17 protein-coding genes and 1 tRNA gene are annotated in these 21,001 nt (G+C 67.8%); 13 read left to right on the top strand and 5 right to left on the bottom strand.

Annotated elements, in window-relative coordinates; all coding sequences use genetic code 11:
• Positions 1-63: 63 nt before the first annotated feature.
• Positions 64-1,119: a UDP-N-acetylmuramate dehydrogenase gene (locus tag MQP27_RS34620; protein WP_242772578.1), complete on the top strand. Its 1,056-nt coding sequence runs from the start codon at positions 64-66 to the stop codon at positions 1,117-1,119.
• A 26-nt stretch (positions 1,120-1,145) separates the two neighbouring features.
• Here MQP27_RS34620 and MQP27_RS34615 read toward each other — a convergent pair whose 3' ends face one another.
• Complete coding sequence (locus MQP27_RS34615; RefSeq protein ID WP_242772576.1) at positions 1,146-1,775, bottom strand: NAD(P)-dependent oxidoreductase; 630 nt, start codon at positions 1,773-1,775, stop codon at positions 1,146-1,148.
• Between the two features lie 104 nt (positions 1,776-1,879).
• Here MQP27_RS34615 and MQP27_RS34610 point away from each other — a divergent pair, with 104 nt between their 5' ends.
• Entirely contained in the window at positions 1,880-2,473 is a 594-nt protein-coding gene (locus tag MQP27_RS34610; RefSeq protein ID WP_242772574.1) for a TetR/AcrR family transcriptional regulator, read from the top strand.
• 21 nt (positions 2,474-2,494) lie between these two features.
• Here MQP27_RS34610 and MQP27_RS34605 read toward each other — a convergent pair whose 3' ends face one another.
• Together MQP27_RS34605 and MQP27_RS34600 are read right to left on the bottom strand one after the other, a co-directional pair.
• Positions 2,495-3,523: an adenosine deaminase gene (locus MQP27_RS34605; protein ID WP_242772572.1), complete on the bottom strand. Its 1,029-nt coding sequence runs from the start codon at positions 3,521-3,523 to the stop codon at positions 2,495-2,497.
• 114 nt (positions 3,524-3,637) lie between these two features.
• Positions 3,638-4,864: a pyridoxal phosphate-dependent aminotransferase gene (locus MQP27_RS34600; protein ID WP_242772570.1), complete on the bottom strand. Its 1,227-nt coding sequence runs from the start codon at positions 4,862-4,864 to the stop codon at positions 3,638-3,640.
• 284 nt (positions 4,865-5,148) lie between these two features.
• Between MQP27_RS34600 and MQP27_RS34595 the strand changes: the two genes are divergently transcribed.
• The 11 genes from MQP27_RS34595 (at position 5,149) to MQP27_RS34545 (ending at position 19,347) form a co-directional block, all read left to right on the top strand.
• A tRNA-Trp gene (locus MQP27_RS34595) sits at positions 5,149-5,221 on the top strand.
• 110 nt (positions 5,222-5,331) lie between these two features.
• A complete protein-coding gene (gene secE / locus MQP27_RS34590; protein WP_242772567.1) occupies positions 5,332-5,619 on the top strand; it encodes a preprotein translocase subunit SecE in 288 nt (95 codons plus the stop codon).
• A gap of 80 nt (positions 5,620-5,699) precedes the next feature.
• Positions 5,700-6,554: a transcription termination/antitermination protein NusG gene (gene nusG, locus MQP27_RS34585; RefSeq protein ID WP_242772564.1), complete on the top strand. Its 855-nt coding sequence runs from the start codon at positions 5,700-5,702 to the stop codon at positions 6,552-6,554.
• 168 nt (positions 6,555-6,722) lie between these two features.
• The gene (rplK, locus tag MQP27_RS34580; RefSeq protein ID WP_037858373.1) at positions 6,723-7,157 is read left to right on the top strand and encodes a 50S ribosomal protein L11; all 435 of its coding nucleotides are present in this window, start codon (positions 6,723-6,725) and stop codon (positions 7,155-7,157) included.
• 79 nt (positions 7,158-7,236) lie between these two features.
• Positions 7,237-7,962 carry a 50S ribosomal protein L1 gene (gene rplA / locus MQP27_RS34575; RefSeq protein ID WP_133043305.1) on the top strand — a complete coding sequence of 242 codons (726 nt, stop codon included), beginning with the start codon at positions 7,237-7,239 and terminating at the stop codon, positions 7,960-7,962.
• A gap of 144 nt (positions 7,963-8,106) precedes the next feature.
• Complete coding sequence (locus MQP27_RS34570; protein ID WP_242772561.1) at positions 8,107-9,006, top strand: SCO4651 family lipoprotein; 900 nt, start codon at positions 8,107-8,109, stop codon at positions 9,004-9,006.
• Positions 9,007-9,118: 112 nt separating this feature from the next.
• A complete protein-coding gene (locus MQP27_RS34565) occupies positions 9,119-9,985 on the top strand; it encodes an SCO4651 family lipoprotein (protein WP_242772558.1) in 867 nt (288 codons plus the stop codon).
• A gap of 285 nt (positions 9,986-10,270) precedes the next feature.
• Positions 10,271-10,801 carry a 50S ribosomal protein L10 gene (gene rplJ / locus MQP27_RS34560; RefSeq protein WP_242772555.1) on the top strand — a complete coding sequence of 177 codons (531 nt, stop codon included), beginning with the start codon at positions 10,271-10,273 and terminating at the stop codon, positions 10,799-10,801.
• A gap of 122 nt (positions 10,802-10,923) precedes the next feature.
• Positions 10,924-11,313, top strand: a complete 390-nt coding sequence (gene rplL, locus MQP27_RS34555; RefSeq protein WP_242772780.1) for a 50S ribosomal protein L7/L12 — start codon at positions 10,924-10,926, stop codon at positions 11,311-11,313.
• Positions 11,314-11,862: 549 nt separating this feature from the next.
• Positions 11,863-15,348, top strand: coding sequence for a DNA-directed RNA polymerase subunit beta (gene rpoB, locus MQP27_RS34550; protein ID WP_242772552.1), 3,486 nt, complete (start codon positions 11,863-11,865; stop codon positions 15,346-15,348).
• A gap of 99 nt (positions 15,349-15,447) precedes the next feature.
• On the top strand, positions 15,448-19,347 hold the full coding sequence (locus MQP27_RS34545; RefSeq protein ID WP_242772550.1) for a DNA-directed RNA polymerase subunit beta': 3,900 nt from the start codon (positions 15,448-15,450) through the stop codon (positions 19,345-19,347).
• A 72-nt stretch (positions 19,348-19,419) separates the two neighbouring features.
• Here MQP27_RS34545 and MQP27_RS34540 read toward each other — a convergent pair whose 3' ends face one another.
• Together MQP27_RS34540 and MQP27_RS34535 are read right to left on the bottom strand one after the other, a co-directional pair.
• Positions 19,420-20,247 carry a M48 family metalloprotease gene (locus MQP27_RS34540; protein ID WP_242772547.1) on the bottom strand — a complete coding sequence of 276 codons (828 nt, stop codon included), beginning with the start codon at positions 20,245-20,247 and terminating at the stop codon, positions 19,420-19,422.
• Positions 20,248-20,580: 333 nt separating this feature from the next.
• Complete coding sequence (locus MQP27_RS34535) at positions 20,581-20,994, bottom strand: Pycsar system effector family protein (protein ID WP_308290041.1); 414 nt, start codon at positions 20,992-20,994, stop codon at positions 20,581-20,583.
• Between the last annotated feature and the right edge of the window lie 7 nt (positions 20,995-21,001).

Below are 21,001 nucleotides of genomic sequence, written 5' to 3'. Positions count from 1 at the left end.
TGCGTGACGCGTGCCCCCGCGCATCCGCACAGGCCGCCGCGGCCGCCCCGTACTCTTGAGCCCGTGCAGGAACGACACGACGCCCCCCTCGCCCCGCTGACCACCTTCCGGCTGGGCGGCCCCGCGGCCCGGCTGATCACCGCCACCACCGACGACGAGGTCATCGCGGCCGTCCGCGAGGCCGACGCCTCCGGTACGCCCCTCCTTCTCATCGGCGGCGGCTCCAACCTGGTCATCGGCGACAAGGGCTTCCCCGGCACCGCACTCGTCATCGCCACCAAGGGCTTCGCCCTCACCGGCACCCGGCTCGAACTCGCCGCGGGCGAGGTGTGGACCGACGCCGTCGCCCGCACCGTGACGGCCGGCCTCGCCGGCATCGAATGCCTCGCCGGCATCCCCGGCTCCGCGGGCGCGACCCCCATCCAGAACGTCGGCGCGTACGGCCAGGAGGTCTCCTCCACCATCACCGAGGTCATCGCCTACGACCGCCGCACCCACGAGACGGTCACCATCCCGAACGCCGACTGCGCCTTCTCGTACCGCCACAGCCGCTTCAAGGCCGACCCCGACCGCCATGTCGTCCTGCGCGTCCGCTTCGAGCTGGAGGACGCCGGAGGTCTCTCGGCCCCCGTCAAGTACGCCGAGACCGCCCGCGCCCTCGGTGTCGAACCCGGCGACCGCGTTCCCCTGGCCGCCGCCCGCGAGACCGTCCTCAAGCTGCGTTCCGGCAAGGGCATGGTCCTGGACCCCGAGGACCACGACACCTGGTCGGCGGGCTCCTTCTTCACCAACCCGATCCTCACGGACGCGGAGTTCGCCGAGTTCCACGCGCGCGTGCGGGCGCGGCTGGGCGACGACGCCGAGCCGCCCGCCTACCCGGCGGGGGAGGGGCACACGAAGACCTCGGCGGCCTGGCTGATCGACAAGGCCGGGTTCGGCAAGGGATACGGCACCGGCCCCGCCCGTATCTCCGGCAAGCACACGCTGGCCCTGACCAACCGGGGCGGCGCCACGACCGAGGACCTGCTGGAGCTGGCGCGGGAAGTCGTCGCCGGGGTGCGCGAGGCGTTCGGCGTGACGCTCGTGAACGAGCCGGTGACGGTGGGCGTGAGCCTGTAGGCCCTGGGCGGCTCCTCGGCGCACGCTCAATAGGCCACGCCCACGCCCTGCTTCACCGTCCCCTCGTCCGTGATCATCCTCAGCATCGCGTGCGCCACGTCCGCCCGGGCGATGAAGCGTCCCCTGGGCGGAAATCCCCCGACGACCGTGCGGTACGTGCCGGTCAGCGGCTTGTTCTGCAACCGCGGCGGCCGTACCGACGTCCAGTCCGTGCCGCTGCGCGCCAGCTCCGCCTCCATCTCGCGCAGGTCGTCGTAGACGCCCTTCAGCACCCTCGACACCAGTCCCCGCGCGGCCCGGTCCACGACCCCGTCCGCCGGCTCGGGGCCGACCGGCCCGGCGCTGACCACCAGGACCCGTCGTACCCCTTCGGCCTCCATGGCCCGCAGGACCGTACGGGTCACGCGCGCCGCCACCCCCGCGTCCTTGCGCGTCCGCGCGCCCAGCCCCGAGAGCACCGCGTCCCGTCCGGCCACCGCCGGGCGCACCACCTCCGGGTCGGTCAGGTCCGCGCGGAACACCTCAAGGCGGTCGCCCGTCACGGTCAGCCGCGCGGGATCCCGTACCACCGCGGTGACCTCGTGGCCGGCGTCCAGGGCCTGGCGGACGAGCTCGCCGCCGATACCCCCGGTGGCGCCGAAAACGGTGAGTTTCATGGCTACTCCCGTGCTCGAAGTTGGTGGGTGAGTACTCACTCACCCCTCCTCGACACTAGAGTGGGTAAACACTCACCCACCCGTCAAGCCCGATTGGACGCCCCATGCAGACGAAGCCGGCCCGTGTCCGCATCCTCGATGCCGCTCACGAGCTGATGCTCACCGTCGGACTGGCGAGGACCACCACCAAGGAGATCGCGAGGGCGGCCGACTGCTCCGAGGCGGCGCTGTACAAGTACTTCGCGAACAAGGAAGAGCTGTTCATCAGCGTCCTGTCGGAGCGCCTGCCCAAGCTCACCCCGCTGCTCAGCAGCCTCGCCGCGGAGCCCGGCCGGGCCGGCCTCGAAGAGAACCTCACCGAGATCGCCCGGCAGGCCGCTCTGTTCTACGAGCAGAGCTTCCCGATCGCCGCGTCCCTGTACGCCGAGACGCAGCTCAAGCGGCGGCACGACGACGTGATGCGCGAGATGGGCACGGGCCCGCACAAGCCCATCGAGGGCCTGGCCGCCTACCTCCGCGCCGAGCAGGCCGCCGGCCGGGTCAGCCCCGACGCCGACACCTTCGCCGCCGCCTCACTCCTCCTCGGCGCCTGCGCCCAGCGGGCGTTCGCGTACGAGGCGCACGCGGAGAGCCGCCCGCCGGTGGGCGACTTCGCGGCCCGGCTGGCCCGGACACTGCTCGCCGGGCTCACCGGCTGATCCCCGAGCCCTCTGATTCCCTCACGCCAGCCAGTCGTCCACCCCGGCCAGCAGCTTCGCCTTCATGTCCTCCGGCGCCGCCGAAGCCCGCACCGACTGCCGGGCCAGCTCCGCCAGCTCCGCGTCCGTGAAACCGTGATGACGGCGCGCGATCTCGTACTGCGCGGCCAGCCGCGACCCGAACAGCAGCGGATCGTCGGCGCCGAGCGCCATCGGCACACCGGCCTCGAACAGGGTCCGCAGCGGTACGTCCTCCGGCTTCTCGTACACGCCCAGCGCCACGTTCGACGCGGGACACACCTCGCACGTCACCTGCCGGTCGGCGAGCCGCTTCAGCAGCCGCGGGTCCTCGGCGGCCCGCACGCCGTGCCCGATCCGGTTCGCGTGCAGGTCGTCCAGGCAGTCCCGCACCGAGGCCGGCCCGGTGAGCTCACCGCCGTGCGGCGCCGACAGCAGCCCGCCCTCGCGCGCGATGTGGAAGGCCCGGTCGAAGTCCCGTGCCATACCCCGGCGTTCGTCGTTCGACAGCCCGAAGCCGACGACACCCCGGTCCGCGTACCGCACCGCAAGGCGGGCCAGCGTGCGCGCGTCCAGGGGATGCTTCATCCGGTTCGCGGCGACCAGCACCCGCATCCCGAGCCCGGTCTCCCGCGAGGTCGTCTCCACCGCGTCCAGGATGATCTCCAGCGCCGGGATCAGCCCGCCGAGGCGGGGCGCGTACGACGTCGGGTCGACCTGGATCTCCAGCCAGCCCGAGCCGTCCCGGACGTCCTCCTCCGCCGCCTCCCGCACCAGCCGCCGAATGTCCTCCGGCTCCCTGAGGCACGAGCGCGCGGCGTCGTACAGCCGCTGGAAGCGGAACCAGCCCCGCTCGTCGGTCGCCCGCAGCCGCGGCGGCTCGCCGCCGGTCAGCGCCTCGGTCAGCGCTTCGGGCAGTCGTACGCCGTACTTGTCGGCCAGTTCCAGAACCGTCCCCGGGCGCATCGAGCCGGTGAAGTGCAGGTGCAGATGGGCTTTCGGCAGCTCAGAGACATCACGTACACGCTCCATTCCAGGATCCTGCCGCACCTTCATGGCGTCCCGGTAGCGGATTCCCCATTAGTGGTCTTGCTCGCACAAAAAAGCGCCCCCTCGTGGGAGGGGGCGCTTCCGGGGGCGGCGGGCTCAGTCCCGGGCCTCCGCGAGCAGCTTCTGGATCCGGCTGACGCCCTCGACGAGATCCTCGTCACCCAGGGCGTACGACAGCCGCAGATAGCCCGGCGTGCCGAAGGCCTCGCCCGGGACGACCGCGACCTCGGCCTCCTCCAGGATCAGCGCGGCCAGCTCGACCGTGTCCTGCGGGCGCTTGCCGCGGATCTCCTTGCCGAGCAGGGCCTTGACCGACGGGTACGCGTAGAAGGCGCCCTCGGGCTCCGGGCAGAGCACGCCGTCGATCTCGTTCAGCATCCGCACGATCGTCTTGCGGCGGCGGTCGAAGGCCTCGCGCATCTTCTCGACGGCGGACAGGTCGCCGGAGACGGCGGCGAGGGCGGCCACCTGGGCCACGTTGGAGACGTTCGACGTGGCGTGCGACTGCAGGTTGGTCGCCGCCTTGACCACGTCCTTCGGGCCGATGACCCAGCCCACGCGCCAGCCGGTCATCGCGTACGTCTTGGCGACACCGTTGACCACGATGCACTTGTCGCGCAGCTCGGGCAGCAGGGCCGGCAGGGAGACGGAGACCGCGTCGCCGTACACCAGGTGCTCGTAGATCTCGTCGGTCAGCACCCACAGGCCGTGCTCGACGGCCCAGCGGCCGATCGCCTCGGTGTCGGCCTCGGAGTACACCGCGCCGGTCGGGTTCGAGGGGGAGACGAAGAGGACGACCTTGGTCTTCTCCGTGCGGGCCGCCTCCAGCTGCTCGACCGAGACCCGGTAACCGGTCGTCTCGTCGGCCACGACCTCCACCGGGACACCGCCGGCCAGGCGGATCGACTCCGGGTACGTCGTCCAGTACGGCGCCGGGACGATGACCTCGTCGCCCGGGTCGAGGATCGCGGCGAAGGCCTCGTAGATGGCCTGCTTGCCGCCGTTGGTGACCAGGATCTGCGAGACGTCGGGCTCCCAGCCGGAGTCGCGCAGCGTCTTCGCGGCGATCGCGGCCTTCAGCTCGGGCAGACCACCGGCCGGCGTGTAGCGGTGGTACTTGGGGTTCGAGCAGGCCTCGACGGCCGCCTGGACGATGTAGTCCGGGGTCGGGAAGTCCGGCTCACCGGCGCCGAAGCCGATCACCGGACGCCCGGCGGCCTTGAGGGCCTTGGCCTTGGCGTCCACGGCGAGGGTGGCGGACTCGGAGATCGCGCCGACTCGGGCGGAGACCCGGCGCTCGGTGGGAGGGGTTGCAGCGCTCATGGGGCCCATCGTTCCAGACCCGAAACGTGCCGGGCACGCGGGTTTCACAGACTGAACATGCGGGGGCCGGCCACTGAACACCTGTCCGGAATCCGGCCATGGCCTGGGTGATCTTCCGCGGGTTTCCCGCCGATCTTCCTCCGCCAAGCCCCCTACGCGGGCTTTCTGTTCGACGGGGGGCTCCGGACCACGTACACTCTCACCTCGTTGGCCATCAGCTGCCGCGCCGCAAGTGGTGCACACCGAGCACCCGGTCGGATGCGGTACGTTGGGGGACACACCAAAGGGTCGTAGCTCAATTGGTAGAGCACCGGTCTCCAAAACCGGCGGTTGGGGGTTCAAGTCCCTCCGGCCCTGCAACACACACACCTTCGCCAGGATGTGTGCGCATGTACGTACAGCAATGCACCGCCGTGCGGCTCAGACCGGGCGCGGCACGGCCACGACCCGGGAACAGGTGAGGACGAATGGCGGACGCCGTGGGCTCCATCGACACGCCTGATGCCCAGGACGAGGCGCAGGAGACCAAGAAGAAGGCCCGGAAGGGCGGCAAGCGGGCCAAGAAGGGTCCGTTCAAGAGGCTTGCCCTTTTCTACCGCCAGGTCATCGCCGAGCTCCGCAAGGTCGTCTGGCCGACGCGCAACCAGCTGACGACGTACACCACCGTGGTGATTGTCTTCGTCGTCATCATGATCGCCCTGGTGACCGTGATTGACTATGGACTCAGCCACGCCGCCAAGTACGTCTTCGGCTGAGCCGACTGCGAAGGGCGCCGTGGTTACCGGCGCCCCTTTCGCGTGTTCCACCCCTATGTATCCAGGAAGAAGCAGCCACCGTGTCTGACCCGAACCTGAACGACGCCATCGAGCCCGACGAGTCGCTGGATGACGAGCTCGACATCGTCGAGGGCGCGGACGAGGAGGACGAGTTCGAGGCTGCCGACGCCGAGGCGGGCGAGCCGGCCGAGGAAGCCGCGCTGCACGTCGAGGACGAGGACTCCGCGCAGGACGACGAGGACTCCGAGGACACCGACGCCGCGCTCGAGGACGAGGCCGAGGAGGAGACCGAGCCGGTCGACCCCGTCGAGGCCCTCCGCGAGGAGCTGCGCACGCTGCCCGGCGAGTGGTACGTGATCCACACCTACGCCGGCTACGAGAACCGCGTGAAGACCAACCTGGAGCAGCGCGCCGTCTCGCTGAACGTCGAGGACTACATCTTCCAGGCCGAGGTGCCGCAGGAAGAGGTCGTCCAGATCAAGAACGGCGACCGCAAGACGATCAAGCAGAACAAGCTGCCGGGTTACGTCCTCGTCCGCATGGACCTGACGAACGAGTCCTGGGGCGTCGTCCGCAACACCCCCGGCGTCACCGGCTTCGTCGGCAATGCCTACGACCCGTACCCGCTGACCCTGGACGAGATCGTCAAGATGCTCGCCCCGGAGGCCGAGGAGAAGGCCGCCCGCGAGGCCGCCGAGGCCGAGGGCAAGCCCGCTCCGCAGCGCAAGGTCGAGGTCCAGGTGCTGGACTTCGAGGTCGGCGACTCGGTCACCGTCACCGACGGCCCGTTCGCCACGCTGCAGGCGACGATCAACGAGATCAACCCCGACTCGAAGAAGGTCAAGGGTCTCGTCGAGATCTTCGGCCGCGAGACGCCGGTCGAGCTTTCGTTCGACCAGATCCAGAAGAACTAGCTTCTTCCGGAAAGAGCTTCCGACCAGGTCAGGTGAGCTGTTCGCAGCTTGCCTGACCTGCTCGGTTTTCAGCCGCGCATCTATACCCGTTATCGTTGTGCGGTATGCCTTCTCCCGGGACGCGACCCGGGGCGAGGGCACACTCGAATCGAAAGGACCCGGAGAGTAATGCCTCCCAAGAAGAAGAAGGTCACGGGGCTCATCAAGCTCCAGATCAACGCCGGTGCGGCCAACCCGGCCCCGCCGGTCGGCCCCGCGCTGGGTCAGCACGGCGTCAACATCATGGAGTTCTGCAAGGCCTACAACGCCGCGACCGAGTCGCAGCGTGGCTGGGTCATCCCGGTGGAGATCACGGTCTACGAGGACCGCTCCTTCACCTTCGTGACCAAGACGCCGCCGGCCGCGAAGATGATCCTCAAGGCCGCGGGTGTCGAGAAGGGCTCCGGCGAGCCGCACAAGACCAAGGTCGCCAAGATCACCGAGGCGCAGGTCCGCGAGATCGCCCAGACCAAGCTCCCCGACCTCAACGCCAACGACCTGGACGCCGCGTCGAAGATCATCGCCGGCACCGCCCGCTCCATGGGCATCACGGTCGAGGGCTGAGTCCCAACCCCCCAGCAGTAGAAGTGGAAGGGCCTGCTCGGCCCGTACCACGACTCCTCAAGAACATACAGGAGCAGTAGTGAGCAAGCGCAGCAAGTCTCTCCGCGCTGCGGACGCCAAGGTCGACCGGGAGAAGCTCTACGCCCCGCTCGAGGCCGTCCGTCTCGCCAAGGAGACCTCCACGACCAAGTTCGACGGCACCGTCGAGGTCGCCTTCCGTCTGGGTGTCGACCCGCGCAAGGCCGACCAGATGGTCCGTGGCACCGTGAACCTTCCGCACGGCACCGGTAAGACCGCCCGGGTCCTGGTCTTCGCGACCGGCGACCGTGCCGAGGCCGCGCGTGCCGCGGGCGCCGACATCGTCGGCGCCGACGAGCTGATCGACGAGGTCTCGAAGGGCCGCCTGGACTTCGACGCCGTCGTCGCCACCCCGGACCTCATGGGCAAGGTCGGCCGCCTCGGCCGCGTGCTCGGTCCCCGTGGTCTCATGCCGAACCCCAAGACCGGCACCGTGACCCCGGACGTGGCGAAGGCCGTCAACGACATCAAGGGCGGCAAGATCGAGTTCCGCGTCGACAAGCACTCGAACCTGCACTTCATCATCGGCAAGACGTCCTTCGACGACGACAAGCTGGTGGAGAACTACGGCGCCGCGCTGGAGGAGATCCTCCGTCTCAAGCCGTCCGCCGCCAAGGGTCGCTACATCAAGAAGGCCGCGGTCTCCACCACCATGGGCCCCGGCATCCCGGTCGACCCGAACCGCACCCGCAACCTCCTCGTCGAGGAGGACCCGGCCGCCGTCTGACACCGACGGCAGTCGCGCGTACGCGTTTTCCCGGCACGGGCCCCGCAACCTTTCGAGGTGCGGGGCCCGTCCTCTTTCCCGGTACGAGTGTCAGTGCACTGCGTTAGCGTGCAGGCACAGCAGTCACATAGGGGTGGGGGACGGATGAAGAACACGACCGTACGCCGGATCGGTCTCTGCGCGGCGGTGCTGGCCGCGCTGTCGGGGGCGGCCGCCTGCAGTTCCTCGGACTCCGGGGGCGCCGGCAAGGACGACAAGGCGTCCGGCACGGGCGTGACGCACCTGAGCCCCATAGCGGCCCTGCGCAGCGCCGAGAAGACCACCGACGGCGCGGACTCCGCCAAGGTCGAGTCGACGACCACCATGGGCTCCGTGATGTCCATGACGGCCGACGGTGCCCTCGGCTGGTCCGACGGCCTCGCCGGCAACCTCGTCATCAAGTACACCGGCGGCACCATGGCCGACACCATGCGCCAGCTCGGCACCACATCCATGGAGGCGCGCTACCTCCCCGACGCCTACTACGCGAAGATGGGCGCCGAGTTCGCCGCGCAGGCGGGCGGCAAGCACTGGATCCGGTACGGCTACGAGGACCTCGCCGAGCTCGGCGGCAGCTCCGGCGCCTACCTCAAGGACCAGATGCAGAACACCACCCCGAACCAGTCGGTGAAGCTCCTGCTGGCCTCCGGGGACGTCAAGAAGGTCGGCACCGAGAAGGTCCGCGGCGTGGACACCACGCACTACTCGGGCACGGTGGACGTCGCCGACCTGGCCCGCAAGAACTCCAACCTCACCGCGAGCCAGCTGGCCGGCCTCAAGAAGCAGCTCACCCAGGCCGGGGTGAGCACGGAGACGGTCGACATCTGGGTCGACGGCAAGGACCTGCTGGTCAAGAAGGTCGAGAAGGGCCGGATGACGTCCGGCGAGTACACCCAGACCGCGTACTACAGCGACTACGGCGTCAAGGTCTCCGTGGCCAAGCCGCCGGCGAGCGACACCGAGGACTTCAAGGAGCTCCTCAAGCAGCAGGGAAGCAGCTCCTGAGACGGGTGGGTCTCCTGGTGCGGATGAGAAACCGGGAGAGCTTTGCCGTCTCTTGGGGTTAGGATCACGGCACATCTCTGTGTATCTGCCATGCGTTCCTTGGGGGGAATCGATGGGCTCTGTCCTTTCTGTACGTGGTTCGGTGCGCCGTGGGGCGACGGGTGCCGGTCTCGCCGCTCTGCTGCTCGCCGCCGGAGCGGTCGGCTGTCAGAAGTCCGACTCCGGTTCGTCACCCGCGATGACGCCCGCGGCCGCCGTCGCCAAGGCCGCCAAGAACAGCGCGGACATCACGTCCCTGCGCTACAAGATGGCCGGCACTGTCCCGGGTGAGGGCAAGGTCACCGGCGAGGCCTCCATGAGCATGAAGCCGCTGGCCATGAGCATGAAGATGACGGCCGCGGAGGCGGGGGCCGACGGCCCGGTGGAGATCCGCCTCGTCGACAAGGCCATGTACATCGGCGGGAACGCCGCCATGACCAAGGAGATGGATGGCAAGAGCTGGATCAAGTTCGACATGTCCGCGGCCGGCGCCGACACGGGGCTGGACACCGACAAGCTGGGCGCCGGCACGGCCGACCAGAACCCGGCCGCCGACTCCGCCTTCCTGACCGGCTCCAAGGACGTCAAGAAGGTCGGCACCGAGACCGTCGACGGGGTCGAGACCACCCACTACCAGGGCACGGTCACCGTCGCCGACCTCAAGGCCTCCCTCAAGGACGAGAAGAAGGACGTCCGCGAGCAGCGCGAGAAGGCCCTCGACCAGTACACGAAGATGGGCATCGACAAGATGACCATGGACATGTGGGTCGACGGTGACGACCACACCAAGCAGTTCCGGCTCAAGGGCCAGGCCGACAAGGGCCCGCTCGACCTGACCATCACCTTCCTCGACATCAACAAGCCGGTGAAGGTCACCGCGCCGCCGGCCAAGGACACCGCCGACCTCGCCGAGATGATGAAGGAACTGCAGAGCAGCTGAGCCGTACGGGCGGATTTGCCTGACCGCGATCCGGTCCCGTACTCTTCTTCAGAAGCCAAAGACCGCTGGTCGTTGCCGTGCGCTCGCGAGAGGGTGCGGTGGCCGAAGGATCCGCTGAACCGCGGACGACCCGCGCAGGTGACTGTGGAAGTGCTCCCGGAATCCGCTGCCGTACGGCATGCGAGTCCCGGTCGAGCTACGCCCCGTGCGCCTGCGCCGGGGCGTTTCGTTTTCCCCAGCCCCTTCCGAGCGGTCGTCATTCACCCGGAAGGAGGCCGACGCTCTATGGCAAGGCCCGACAAGGCTGCCGCGGTAGCCGAGCTGACGGAGCAGTTCCGCAGCTCGAACGCCGCCGTGCTGACCGAGTACCGGGGTCTCACCGTGGCGCAGCTGAAGACGCTGCGCCGTTCGCTCGGTGAAGACGCCCAGTACGCCGTGGTGAAGAACACGCTGACCAAGATCGCGGCCAACGAGGCCGGGATCTCGACGCTCGACGACCTGTTCAACGGTCCGACGGCGGTCGCCTTCATCACCGGTGACCCGGTGACGTCGGCGAAGGGTCTTCGTGACTTCGCCAAGGACAACCCGAACCTCGTCATCAAGGGCGGTGTCCTTGACGGCAAGGCGCTGTCCGCCGACGAGATCAAGAAGCTTGCGGACCTCGAGTCCCGCGAGGTTCTGCTCTCCAAGCTGGCCGGTGCTCTGAAGGGCAAGCAGTCCCAGGCTGCCTCTGTCTTCCAGGCGCTGCCGTCGAAGCTCGTCCGCACCGTGGACGCCCTTCGCGCCAAGCAGGACGAGCAGGGCGGTGCCGAGTAACTCGGCTCGCATCATGACCGCCGCCTGAGGCCTCCCGTCTCACGGCAACGGTCGTAGCGGGCCGAACGTACGCCCGCCAGACATGTACATCCGGCACCAGCCGATTTAGTGGAAGGAAAGCCATCGTGGCTCTCACCCAGGACGAGCTCCTCGCCGAGTTCGAGAACATGACCCTCATCCAGCTCTCCGAGTTCGTGAAGGCGTTCGAGGAGAAGTTCGACGTCACCGCCGCCGCGGCCGCCCCGGTCGTCGTCGCCGGTGGTGCCGCCGGTGGCGCTGCCGCCGAGGCCGCCGAGGAGAAGGACGAGTTCGACGTCATCCTCACCGGTGCCGGCGACAAGAAGATCCAGGTCATCAAGGTCGTGCGCGAGCTCACCTCCCTGGGCCTCAAGGAGGCCAAGGACCTGGTCGACGGTGCGCCGAAGCCGGTTCTGGAGAAGGTCAACAAGGAGGCCGCCGACAAGGCCAAGGAGTCCCTCGAGGGCGCCGGTGCCTCCGTCGAGGTCAAGTAAGACCTCTCACAGCCTCTGGCTGTGAGTCGCAGCCCCCAGGGCTGTAACGCGCAAGCACCGAAGAGCGATCATCCATCCGGGTGGTCGCTCTTCGGCGTTCCTGGAGGCGTGGCCACGGTTGCCTTGCGGCCTCGGACACGAGGGGTATGGTGATCTTCGTCGTGTCTCCCGAAAGCCCTGGTTCGGGCTGGGGGGCCTTGACGAACCGCACGCAGCGCGCAATTCTCAGGACGCGTCGCCAGAACGGTCCGAATCCGAGGCATGGATCGGCGACGAAGAGGGCAGTATCAACGTGCGTTGAATGGGCAGGCATGCCAAGGGCGTTGAGGACAACGAGGGTCACAGAAAATCGGGGCTGGACATCAGTGCGCCAAGTGGCTACACTGACCCTTTGCGCTGCCTGTTAGCTGTCCCCTGCCCGTCACCAGGGGTCTGCCCTCGCCTCAGCACTGTCGACTAGATCGTCTCCGACCTGGGACTTTCGTCGTTGTGCGGTGGTGAGGGGCCGGGGAGCGCGTAGTGAGTCCGAGCCCTCGGAAGGACCCCCTCTTGGCCGCCTCGCGCACTGCCTCGAACGCGAATATGAACAACGGCGCCAGCACTGCCCCGCTGCGCATCTCCTTTGCAAAGATCAAGGAGCCTCTCGAGGTTCCCAACCTGCTCGCGCTGCAGACCGAGAGCTTTGACTGGCTGCTCGGCAACACCGCTTGGCAGAGTCGGGTCGAGGAGGCTCTGGAGTCCGGTCAGGACGTCCCCACCAAGTCCGGTCTGGAGGAGATCTTCGAGGAGATCTCCCCGATCGAGGACTTCTCCGGGTCGATGTCGCTGACGTTCCGCGACCACCGTTTCGAGCCTCCGAAGAACAGCATCGACGAGTGCAAGGAGCGCGACTTCACGTACGCCGCCCCGCTCTTCGTGACGGCCGAGTTCACCAACAACGAGACCGGCGAGATCAAGTCCCAGACGGTCTTCATGGGCGACTTCCCGCTCATGACCAACAAGGGCACCTTCGTCATCAACGGCACCGAGCGTGTCGTCGTGTCGCAGCTGGTCCGCTCGCCCGGCGTCTACTTCGACTCCTCCATCGACAAGACGTCCGACAAGGACATCTTCTCCGCCAAGATCATCCCGTCCCGGGGTGCCTGGCTGGAGATGGAGATCGACAAGCGCGACATGGTCGGTGTCCGCATCGACCGCAAGCGCAAGCAGTCGGTCACCGTGCTGCTCAAGGCTCTCGGCTGGACGACCGAGCAGATCCTGGAGGAGTTCGGCGAGTACGAGTCGATGCGCGCCACCCTGGAGAAGGACCACACCCAGGGCCAGGACGACGCACTGCTCGACATCTACCGCAAGCTGCGTCCGGGCGAGCCCCCGACCCGCGAGGCCGCGCAGACGCTGCTCGAGAACCTGTACTTCAACCCGAAGCGCTACGACCTCGCCAAGGTCGGCCGCTACAAGGTCAACAAGAAGCTGGCCGCGGACGCCCCGCTGGACGCCGGTGTGCTGACCGTCGAGGACATCATCTCGACGATCAAGTACCTGGTGAAGCTGCACGCGGGCGAGACCGAGACGGTCGGGGACAACGGCACGTCGATCGTCGTCGAGACCGACGACATCGACCACTTCGGCAACCGTCGTCTGCGCAGCGTCGGCGAGCTCATCCAGAACCAGGTCCGCACGGGTCTGGCTCGTATGGAGCGCGTCGTGCGCGAGCGCATGACGACCCAGGACGTCGAGGCGATCACGCCGCAGACCCTGATCAACATCCGGCCGGTCGTCGCCTCCATCAAGGAGTTCTTCGGCACCAGCCAGCTGTCGCAGTTCATGGACCAGAACAACCCGCTGTCGGGTCTCACCCACAAGCGCCGTCTGTCGGCTCTTGGCCCGGGTGGTCTCTCCCGTGAGCGGGCCGGCTTCGAGGTCCGTGACGTGCACCCGTCCCACTACGGCCGCATGTGCCCGATCGAGACGCCCGAAGGCCCGAACATCGGTCTGATCGGCTCGCTCGCCTCCTACGGCCGCGTCAACGCGTTCGGCTTCGTGGAGACGCCGTACCGCAAGGTCGTCGACGGTGTCGTCACCGACGAGGTCGACTACCTCACGGCCGACGAAGAGGACCGATTCGTCATCGCGCAGGCCAACGCCACGCTCGACGACGGCATGCGCTTCACCGAGAACCGCGTCCTGGTCCGCCGCCGTGGCGGCGAGGTCGACTACGTCCCCGGTGACGACGTGGACTACATGGACGTCTCGCCGCGCCAGATGGTGTCGGTCGCGACCGCCATGATCCCGTTCCTCGAGCACGACGACGCCAACCGTGCCCTCATGGGCGCGAACATGATGCGTCAGGCCGTGCCCCTGATCAAGAGCGAGTCCCCGCTCGTCGGCACCGGCATGGAGTACCGCTCCGCCGTCGACGCCGGCGACGTGGTCAAGGCCGAGAAGGCGGGTGTCGTCCAGGAGGTCTCCGCGGACTACATCACCACCGCCAACGACGACGGCACGTACATCACGTACCGCCTGGCCAAGTTCGCCCGCTCCAACCAGGGCACCTCGGTCAACCAGAAGGTCATCGTCAACGAGGGCGACCGGATCGTCGAGGGCCAGGTCCTCGCCGACGGCCCGGCCACCCAGAACGGCGAGATGGCCCTCGGCAAGAACCTGCTCGTGGCGTTCATGCCGTGGGAGGGTCACAACTACGAGGACGCGATCATCCTGTCGCAGCGCCTCGTGCAGGACGACGTCCTCTCCTCGATCCACATCGAGGAGCACGAGGTCGACGCCCGTGACACCAAGCTCGGCCCCGAGGAGATCACCCGGGACATCCCGAACGTCTCCGAGGAGGTCCTCGCCGACCTCGACGAGCGGGGCATCATCCGCATCGGTGCCGAGGTCATCGCCGGTGACATCCTCGTCGGCAAGGTGACCCCGAAGGGTGAGACCGAGCTGACCCCCGAGGAGCGCCTGCTGCGCGCGATCTTCGGTGAGAAGGCCCGTGAGGTCCGTGACACCTCGCTGAAGGTGCCGCACGGCGAGACCGGCAAGGTCATCGGCGTCCGCGTCTTCGACCGCGAGGAGGGCGACGAGCTTCCCCCCGGTGTGAACCAGCTGGTGCGCGTCTACGTCGCGCAGAAGCGCAAGATCACCGACGGTGACAAGCTCGCCGGCCGCCACGGCAACAAGGGCGTCATCTCCAAGATCCTGCCGATCGAGGACATGCCGTTCCTGGAGGACGGCACCCCGGTCGACATCATCCTCAACCCGCTGGGTGTCCCGTCCCGAATGAACCCGGGACAGGTCCTGGAGATCCACCTCGGCTGGCTCGCCAGCCGCGGCTGGGACGTCTCCGGCCTCGCGGAGGAGTGGGCGCAGCGCCTCCAGGCGATCGGCGCCGACTCCGTCGCCCCCGGCACCAACGTCGCGACCCCGGTCTTCGACGGTGCCCGCGAGGACGAGCTGGCGGGTCTGCTGCAGCACACCATCCCGAACCGGGACGGCGAGCGCATGGTGCTCCCGACCGGTAAGGCGCGGCTGTTCGACGGCCGCAGCGGTGAGCCGTTCCCGGACCCGATCTCGGTCGGCTACATGTACATCCTGAAGCTGCACCACCTGGTCGACGACAAGCTGCACGCCCGCTCGACCGGCCCGTACTCGATGATCACCCAGCAGCCGCTGGGTGGTAAGGCCCAGTTCGGTGGCCAGCGGTTCGGCGAGATGGAGGTGTGGGCGCTGGAGGCTTACGGCGCCGCCTACGCCCTCCAGGAGCTGCTGACCATCAAGTCCGACGACGTCACCGGCCGCGTGAAGGTCTACGAGGCCATCGTCAAGGGCGAGAACATCCCCGAGCCCGGCATCCCCGAGTCCTTCAAGGTGCTCATCAAGGAGATGCAGTCTCTCTGCCTGAACGTGGAGGTGCTGTCCAGCGACGGTATGTCCATCGAGATGCGTGACACCGACGAGGACGTCTTCCGCGCGGCGGAGGAGCTCGGCATCGACCTGTCCCGGCGCGAGCCGAGCAGCGTCGAAGAGGTCTGACGGGAGTCCGGCCGGAGGACCTGGTGAGGACCCTCCGGCCGGCCCCTGGACCCCCGTATCAGACCAAAGACTTACAACCCTGAGAGGGATTGACGCATAGTGCTCGACGTCAACTTCTTCGACGAGCTCCGGATCGGCCTGGCCACCGCGGACGACATCCGTCAGTGGAGCCACGGCGAGGTCAAGAAGCCCGAGACCATCAACTACCGCACCCTCAAGCCCGAGAAGGACGGACTCTTCTGCGAGAAGATCTTCGGTCCGACCCGGGACTGGGAGTGCTACTGCGGCAAGTACAAGCGCGTCCGCTTCAAGGGCATCATCTGTGAGCGCTGCGGCGTCGAGGTGACCCGCGCCAAGGTGCGCCGCGAGCGGATGGGCCACATCGAGCTCGCCGCCCCCGTCACGCACATCTGGTACTTCAAGGGCGTTCCGTCGCGCCTCGGCTACCTGCTCGACCTCGCCCCGAAGGACCTGGAGAAGGTCATCTACTTCGCGGCGTACATGATCACGTACGTCGACGAGGAGCGCCGTACCCGCGACCTGCCCTCCCTGGAGGCGCACGTCTCCGTGGAGCGCCAGCAGGTCGAGAACCGCCGGGACGCCGACCTGGAGGCCCGCGCCAAGAAGCTCGAGTCCGACCTGGCCGAGCTGGAGGCCGAGGGTGCCAAGGCCGACGTGCGCCGCAAGGTGCGCGAGGGTGCCGAGCGCGAGATGAAGCAGCTGCGCGACCGTGCGCAGCGCGAGATCGACCGCCTCGACGAGGTGTGGACCCGGTTCAAGAACCTCAAGGTCCAGGACCTCGAGGGTGACGAGCTGCTCTACCGCGAGCTGCGTGACCGCTTCGGCACGTACTTCGACGGTTCGATGGGTGCCGCGGCGCTGCAGAAGCGCCTGGAGTCCTTCGACCTGGAGGAGGAGGCCGAGAAGCTCCGCGAGATCATCCGTACCGGCAAGGGCCAGAAGAAGACCCGTGCGCTGAAGCGCCTGAAGGTCGTCTCCGCGTTCCTGCAGACCAGCAACAGCCCCAAGGGCATGGTGCTGGACTGCGTGCCGGTCATCCCGCCGGACCTCCGCCCGATGGTGCAGCTGGACGGTGGCCGCTTCGCGACCTCCGACCTGAACGACCTGTACCGCCGTGTGATCAACCGCAACAACCGCCTGAAGCGCCTTCTCGACCTCGGTGCGCCCGAGATCATCGTGAACAACGAGAAGCGCATGCTTCAGGAGGCCGTGGACGCGCTGTTCGACAACGGCCGTCGCGGCCGTCCGGTCACCGGTCCCGGCAACCGCCCGCTGAAGTCCCTCAGCGACATGCTGAAGGGCAAGCAGGGCCGCTTCCGTCAGAACCTGCTCGGCAAGCGAGTCGACTACTCGGCGCGTTCCGTCATCGTCGTCGGCCCGCAGCTGAAGCTGCACCAGTGCGGTCTGCCCAAGGCCATGGCGCTGGAGCTCTTCAAGCCGTTCGTGATGAAGCGGCTCGTGGACCTCAACCACGCGCAGAACATCAAGAGCGCCAAGCGCATGGTGGAGCGCGGCCGCACCGTCGTGTACGACGTCCTCGAAGAGGTCATCGCCGAGCACCCGGTGCTGCTGAACCGTGCACCCACCCTGCACCGCCTCGGCATCCAGGCCTTCGAGCCGCAGCTGGTCGAGGGCAAGGCCATCCAGATCCACCCGCTCGTGTGCACCGCGTTCAACGCGGACTTCGACGGTGACCAGATGGCCGTGCACCTGCCGCTGTCCGCGGAGGCGCAGGCCGAGGCCCGCATCCTGATGCTGTCCTCGAACAACATCCTCAAGCCCGCCGACGGCCGTCCGGTGACGATGCCGACCCAGGACATGGTCCTCGGTCTGTTCTTCCTCACCACCGACGGCGAACTGCGTGACACCAAGGGCGAGGGCCGGTCCTTCGGCTCCACGGCCGAGGCGATCATGGCGTTCGACGCCGGTGAGCTCGCGCTGCAGTCGGCGATCGACATCCGCTTCCCGGTGGGCACCATCCCGCCGCGCGGCTGGACCCCGCCGGCCGTCGAGGAGGGCGAGCCGGAGTACCAGACCGGTGACACCTTCCGGCTGCGCACCACCCTGGGCCGCGCGCTCTTCAACGAGCTGCTGCCCGAGGACTACCCGTTCGTCGACTACTCGGTGGGCAAGAAGCAGCTCTCCGAGATCGTCAACGACCTGGCCGAGCGCTACCCCAAGGTCATCGTGGCGGCGACGCTCGACAACCTGAAGGCGGCGGGCTTCTACTGGGCGACCCGCTCCGGCGTCACCGTGGCCATCTCCGACGTCGTCGTTCCCGAGGCGAAGAAGGAGATCGTCAAGGGCTACGAGGCGCAGGACGAGAAGGTCCAGAAGCAGTACGAGCGCGGTCTGATCACCAAGGAAGAGCGCACTCAGGAGCTCATCGCGATCTGGACCAAGGCGACCAACGAGGTCGCCGAGGCGATGAACGAGAACTTCCCCAAGACGAACCCCATCTTCATGATGGTTGACTCGGGTGCCCGAGGAAACATGATGCAGATGCGGCAGATCGCCGGTATGCGTGGTCTGGTGTCGAACGCCAAGAACGAGACGATCCCGCGTCCGATCAAGGCGTCCTTCCGTGAGGGCCTGTCCGTGCTGGAGTACTTCATCTCCACCCACGGTGCCCGTAAGGGTCTGGCCGACACCGCCCTGCGTACCGCCGACTCGGGTTACCTGACCCGTCGTCTGGTGGACGTCTCGCAGGACGTCATCATCCGCGAGGAGGACTGCGGCACCGAGCGCGGTCTGAAGCTGCGGATCGCCAACCGCGGCGCCGACGGGGTGCTGCGCAAGGCGGACGACGTCGAGACCAGCGTCTACGCCCGCATGCTCGCCGAGGACGTCGTCATTGACGGCAAGGTGATCGCGCCGGCCAACGTCGACCTCGGCGATGTCCTGATCGACCAGCTGGTGCACCACGGTGTCGAGGAGGTCAAGACCCGCTCGATCCTGACCTGCGAGTCCCAGGTCGGCACCTGCGCCATGTGCTACGGCCGCTCGCTGGCCACCGGCAAGCTGGTCGACATCGGTGAGGCGGTCGGCATCATCGCCGCCCAGTCCATCGGTGAGCCCGGTACCCAGCTGACGATGCGTACCTTCCACACCGGTGGTGTGGCCGGTGACGACATCACCCAGGGTCTGCCGCGTGTCGTCGAGCTCTTCGAGGCCCGTACCCCGAAGGGTGTCGCCCCGATCTCCGAGGCCTCCGGCCGCGTGCGGATCGAGGAGACCGAGAAGACCAAGAAGATCGTCATCACGCCGGACGACGGCAGCGACGAGACGGCGTACCCGATCTCGAAGCGCGCCCGTCTTCTGGTCAGCGAGGGCGAGCACGTCGAGGTGGGCCAGAAGCTCACCGTGGGTGCCACCAACCCGCACGACGTGCTGCGCATCCTGGGCCAGCGTGCCGTCCAGGTCCACCTGGTCGGCGAGGTCCAGAAGGTCTACAACTCGCAGGGTGTGTCGATCCACGACAAGCACATCGAGATCATCATCCGGCAGATGCTGCGCCGTGTGACGATCATCGAGTCCGGCGATGCCGAGCTGCTGCCCGGTGAGCTGGTCGAGCGCTCGAAGTTCGAGACCGAGAACCGTCGTGTGGTGCAGGAGGGCGGTCACCCGGCCTCCGGTCGTCCGCAGCTCATGGGTATCACCAAGGCCTCGCTGGCCACGGAGTCCTGGCTGTCGGCGGCGTCCTTCCAGGAGACGACGCGAGTCCTCACGGACGCGGCGATCAACGCCAAGTCCGACTCGCTCATCGGCCTCAAGGAGAACGTCATCATCGGTAAGCTCATCCCGGCCGGTACGGGCCTGTCCCGCTACCGCAACATCCGGGTCGAGCCGACCGAGGAGGCCAAGGCCGCGATGTACTCGGCCGTCGGCTACGACGACATCGACTACTCGCCGTTCGGCACGGGCTCCGGCCAGGCCGTGCCGCTGGAGGACTACGACTACGGTCCGTACAACCAGTAAGCGGGCAGATTGAGTTGAAGGGCGGTCACCCCTCGGGGGTGGCCGCCCTTCGGCGTGCGCGGGCGCTGCCCGTCAGCGCGGCGGCTGCTGGAGGTAGGGCTGCAGGTGGTGCAGGCGGGTGTAGTAGTCGGGGTGCGAGGAGAGCAGCTTGTGGACAGGCCGCTGGCCCGCCTGCGCGCCCCCGTTTCGCATTACCGATTCAGTGTGTTCGGCACATTCTTGTTGATGAAGTCTGCCGAGCACGGATGCCAGCGTCGGAGCGAAACCGAGCGCCGCTGCCTGGCGGTCGGCGTTCAGCTCGGCGCGACGCCCAACGGCCGCGATCGCGTACGGCATGGCAGGCATCAGCAGCGGTGCTCCGTAGAGGAACCGGACCGTCGTCAGTACCAGTCCGCCCAGAATCAGCACAGCAAGGACCACGAACACGCGGAAGACGACCGGAGATGTTCTGGACAGCGCGACCACGGGACTGACAAGTACTCGCCAGGCGATTCGGCCGGGCAGTGCGTACCAGAAGCCGAGCAGTGACGACCAGGCGTGGCCGTCGATGTGGTGGCCCAGTTCGTGTGCCATCACCGCGGCGAGTTCCGGGAGCGTGAGGCGGTCCAGCGCGAAAGTGGTGATACCGACGATGTGGCCTGCGGCGCCGATCGCGTTGAAGCGATCGCTGTCCTGTAGCCACAGCTCGTATGTGCGGCCGTCGATGCCCGCCAGGCTCGTCACTTCTCGCCAAACCGGTTCGAGTCTGGCGCGTTCCTGCGCCGTGGGGTAGCGCAGGCGGAATGCATGGCGTGCGATGGCGCTTTCCGTGGGTCGGTGAAACACAAGTGCGCCGCTCAGCAGCCAGGCGCCCACAGCGACTGGCCACAATGCGCCGAAGAGGTAGGACAGCACCAACACCACGCAGAGGCTGCACAGAAAGTTCGGTAAGTGGAGGAGCAGGTTTCCGACGGTCGCGACATCAATCCGGCGCTGTTTCGCGGATATATGCAGGCGGCGTTGCCGGATGCCGCTGGAGGAGATTGGGTACCGAGTCTCGACAGGGGGAGCGGGCGCCCGCGGTGTCTCGGCCGTAATCGGGTATTCCGGTGCACCAGGCGGTGGTGGGGCCTCGGCAGCCGGGAGCGGAGAGGCGGAGGGGAACGCGGTCGACTCAGTCGGATACCCGGGCGGGGGTGGCTCGGGCAGCGGGTACGGAAGCTGGGTCATGACGGCGTTCCTTCGGGGCGGGCGTCAGCCGAGGAGCAGCGCGGCCGGGACCAGCACGATGCCGACACTGAACGCGATCAGTCCGGCGCGGATCCACTGGTGCTTCTGTGCCGCGATACGACTGTTCGCGGCGAGTGCCACGGTCAGTCCCGTCGACGGATTGCGTTCGGTGTCGGCGATTGCATCCGCTAGTCGACCCAGGCGGGCGGCCTGCTGGACGTCGCCGAAGTACGACAGAGGTTGCCCTGGTGCCCAGGTGCCGACACGGTAGCGCGGAACCACCGCGAGAAGGAGGCAGAGCAGGGATATGACCAGTGCCCAAGCTCCTGTCCACCACAGGCCAGCGGCCGGGGAGGAGAGCACCGCTGGGCTCCAGTGGCCCCCGGCCAGCAGAGCGCTGAACAGCCCGGCCGTCATTCCGAGCGTGGCGACCAACACGGACGCT

It is taken from the genome of Streptomyces cylindrosporus (assembly GCF_022698165.1).
GTDB lineage: Bacteria > Actinomycetota > Actinomycetes > Streptomycetales > Streptomycetaceae > Streptomyces > Streptomyces cylindrosporus.
This window is presented reverse-complemented; position numbering and strand designations above follow the sequence as displayed.